Here is a 1,090-nt window from a genome sequence, read left to right as displayed (position 1 = left end):
CTCGCTGCCGCATCGATCCTGGCCGACCGTGGCGCGAAGGCCACCCAACTCAAGCGCATTGATGCCTTGATCCCGGAAGGCACCCTCATTCCCGGCATCCTCGAAACGGCGATCAACAGCGACTTACCTGGGCAGATTCGGGCGATCACGTCTCAGGATGTTTATTCGTTCGATGGCCGCCGCATTCTCATCCCGACGGGAACGCGACTGATCGGTGAGTATCAGTCCGATGTGACCAGGGGACAAAAACGTATCTTCGTCATCTGGACGCGGCTTATCCGTGATGATGGCGTGAGCGTCCGGCTGAACTCGATCGGAAGCGACAGTCTCGGCCGTTCCGGTCTCACCGGCCATGTCGACAACAAATGGCGCGAACGTTTCGGGTCGGCCATCGTCCTTTCCATCGTCGGCGCCGGCGCCGGCTACCTGACCGGCTTCGGGAGCGACCAAGCGTATGGCAAGAACAACGACGATGCCAAACGCGGCGAGGAGCTGGCGCGCGATACGATTGCTCAAACCTTCAGCGACATGGCCAACCAGGCTTTGAGCGAAAATCTCCGCATCCCCCCTACCATCAGCGTTGGCCAAGGCGAGCGCATCTTTGTTTATGTCCGACAGGATCTCGATTTCAGCGCCATGTACGACGATCCCGTCACCGAAGCGATGAAGGAAATTCAACGTGAACGTCGCCGTAGGTAGAGCCCCCAACCCTTATCACTTTCTCGATCGCGCGCTGGTTCCGCTGAAACCATTCCTGGAAGACCCGCGCGTCGTCGAAATTTCGATCAACAAGCCCGGCCATGTCTATGTCGAACGCCTCGGCTCCGACCATATGGAGCACCACGAGATTCATGAGCTGACGGCCGCCGAAATTCAGAACATCGGTGAGCGCGTCGCCGGCGCGACAAGTCAGTTTATTAGCCACTCCAAGCCCATTCTCAGCGCGGCGCTGCCGACTGGCGAACGCATTCAGGTCGTCCTGCCGCCGGCCGCTCCCGAAGGCGGCTCAATCTCGATCCGCAAGCAGGTGGTCAACAACTTCTCGCTCGAGGAGTATCGCGACAGCGGCTCGCTAGACAGAGTATCGGTC

2 protein-coding genes are annotated in these 1,090 nt (G+C 59.4%); both read left to right on the top strand.

Annotated elements, in window-relative coordinates:
• Positions 1 to 699, top strand: a 699-nt coding sequence (gene virB10 / locus EN780_RS34860) for a type IV secretion system protein VirB10 (protein ID WP_133372894.1), incomplete at its 5' end; no start/stop codon positions are given.
• A partial coding sequence (locus EN780_RS34855; protein WP_189557025.1) for an ATPase, T2SS/T4P/T4SS family occupies positions 680 to 1,090 on the top strand: 411 nt, incomplete at its 3' end. The genes virB10 and EN780_RS34855, both read left to right, overlap by 20 nt.

The organism is Mesorhizobium sp. M4B.F.Ca.ET.089.01.1.1, assembly GCF_004022605.1.
GTDB classification, from domain to species: Bacteria; Pseudomonadota; Alphaproteobacteria; order Rhizobiales; family Rhizobiaceae; genus Mesorhizobium; species Mesorhizobium abyssinicae.
The sequence above is the reverse complement of the archived record's forward strand: the minus strand, read 5'-3'. Positions and strand labels throughout refer to the sequence as shown.